Origin of the sequence: Marinibactrum halimedae (genome assembly GCF_021234875.1) — a bacterium.
In the GTDB taxonomy this organism is placed as follows: Bacteria; Pseudomonadota; Gammaproteobacteria; order Pseudomonadales; family Cellvibrionaceae; genus Marinibactrum; species Marinibactrum halimedae.
Genome location: NZ_JAJQVM010000087.1, coordinates 1 through 2,044, shown reverse-complemented (window position 1 = coordinate 2,044; position 2,044 = coordinate 1). Strand labels below are relative to the sequence as shown.

Annotated in this window: 3 protein-coding genes; 1 reads left to right on the top strand and 2 read right to left on the bottom strand. The window is 45.5% G+C overall.

Annotated elements, in window-relative coordinates:
• Window positions 1–1,180 (bottom strand): CHC2 zinc finger domain-containing protein (locus tag LU351_RS20310; protein ID WP_232595913.1); only part of this gene is annotated, 1,180 nt, incomplete at its 3' end.
• A 102-nt stretch (window positions 1,181–1,282) separates the two neighbouring features.
• On the opposite strand from LU351_RS20310, the gene LU351_RS20305 reads away from it, so the two are divergent.
• Window positions 1,283–1,660, top strand: a complete 378-nt coding sequence (locus LU351_RS20305) for a helix-turn-helix domain-containing protein (RefSeq protein ID WP_232595912.1) — start codon at window positions 1,283–1,285, stop codon at window positions 1,658–1,660.
• A gap of 2 nt (window positions 1,661–1,662) precedes the next feature.
• On the opposite strand, the gene LU351_RS20865 is transcribed toward LU351_RS20305, so the two are convergent.
• Entirely contained in the window at window positions 1,663–1,788 is a 126-nt protein-coding gene (locus LU351_RS20865; protein WP_269783559.1) for a hypothetical protein, read from the bottom strand.
• Window positions 1,789–2,044 lie beyond the last annotated feature (256 nt).

Here is a 2,044-nt window from a genome sequence, read left to right as displayed (position 1 = left end):
CGATAAATGCCGAGTGAGAATGTTCTTCCGTGACCTCCACCGCCATTTCTGTCGTAATTTCCGGTGGTTTTCCGTTGCCCAACCATTCCGCTTTTCTGATCACCAACTCTAAACTCTTGCGAGCTGGCGTTACTTGAAGCGCGTAAAAATTGGCGTCCATGCCTTGGGGAAACAAGACTCTAAAACAGTCGATGCCTTCGGCTTGCATCATCGCGGCGTGTTTGTCGGCGGCGGTGTTGCCGGGTTCGTCGCGGTCGTAAGCAATCAACACCCGTTTGATTCCGTAACGTTTAAACGCGGCTAAATGGGAAGGTGTAAAACCCTGTGTACCGTAGCTGGCCGTCACATTTCTAAAGCCATGAACCCAGAAGGTCATCGCATCGATTAACGATTCACAGAGAATGATTTCACTCTGGTTTTTCAGGGCTTTTTCGTTAAAGACGCCATCGTGTGGCCCCGGTAAATAGGTGTGTTTGGGTGTGCCTTTGCGCAAGTTGTCGAGTAACTTTCTGCCGTAAACTTCGGTAATCACACCGTTTTCATCGAACACCGGCACCACCAACGAGCCATTAAAATGCTCGTGGCCGCTTTCTCGTAAGATGCCGATTTCCTGAAGCTTGCCCCGCAATTCCTTTCCCGCTTTGCGGTTTTTTTCAGGCAGGTGATACCCCAAGGTGCGATTGGCAAAGCCGAGTTTAAAGTGCTCGATTAATTCCGCACTCTCTAACCCACGTTGGCGTAAATAGTCTTGCGCTTCCGGGGATTGTTTAAAGGTGTCGTGGTAAAAATCGATGACCTGACGCAAGGCGGTTTGGCTATCCGCATCCGCCGATAACGGCGCCGCTAATTTCGTTTTGGTGTTTTTTATTTTTGCGCTCGTGCTGTTTTCTGCGATCACACCTAAGTCTTTTTGTAACATTTCGCAGGCAAAGCGGAAGCTGACGCTTTGGGTTTTCATCACCCAGTCAATCACCGAACCTCCGGCCCCACAGCCAAAGCAGTTAAATAAATTCGATTCTGGGCTGATGATGCACGACGGGGTTTTTTCTTCGTGGAACGGGCAACACACCGCGTAGTCTTTGCCCTGCTTCACCAGCTTGAAGCCTTGGCTTTCAGCGAGGCGAACCAGTGAGATGTCGCGCTTAATTCGTTCGATTTGATCATTAGGTATGCGTGCCATCAGCTATCCACTCAGAATGTTGTCAATGCTCTAATTAGATATTATTATAATGTCTAGTTGGATATATTTGTCAAACCTCATCAGAAACCACAGGTGATAATCATGGATAAACAACAGCTAATGGCGTTTATCACAATGACTTTTTCCAAGCGTTTTATTCAGTTGAGGAAGGAACACCAATTCACTCAACAAGAGATGGCCGATAAGGTAGGGATGCATATCACTCAAGTACGACGTTACGAGTCAGATCAGTCTCAACCATCCATTGAGATACTTAAAAAGATTGCTGTCGCATTTAATGTAACAACCGACTGGTTGATCTTCGAAGATGATGAGCGCGAACTACCTAACAACTTGCAATTAAAGTTTGAAGCAGTAACTCAACTACCCGAAGATGAACAGCGAGTGATTGAGTCACTGATTGATGGGATGATTGTTAAACATCAGACCAAACAACTGGTCAGTGGAATTAACACATAGCGTTATGTTTTTAATCCCAGCATCATCGCTAAGGCAACGCCTTGTTCCGGTGTAATTTGAGTTATCGTAAAGCACAACAATGCGGTAATTACTACGGTATGCCAAGATTTATCGATAGTTAAAGTCATCGGTTTGACTCCTAATTTAAGATGAATTTCTAACTGGCATTACCCACTTTATCGCTCTTTTTTAAACTAGCAACAACCCCAAGCAACATTGCTGCATATATGATGCAACTTGTAAAAAAAGGGCGCAATGCGCCCCTTGTGCCTTACCAAGGCACCACTAAATCATCGTATTCACTCCGTATTTTTCTAACAATTTCTTGAAGGTCATCGATGCGATCCCAAGCTTCAACCACACTGTAACCATCCGGGATAAAAT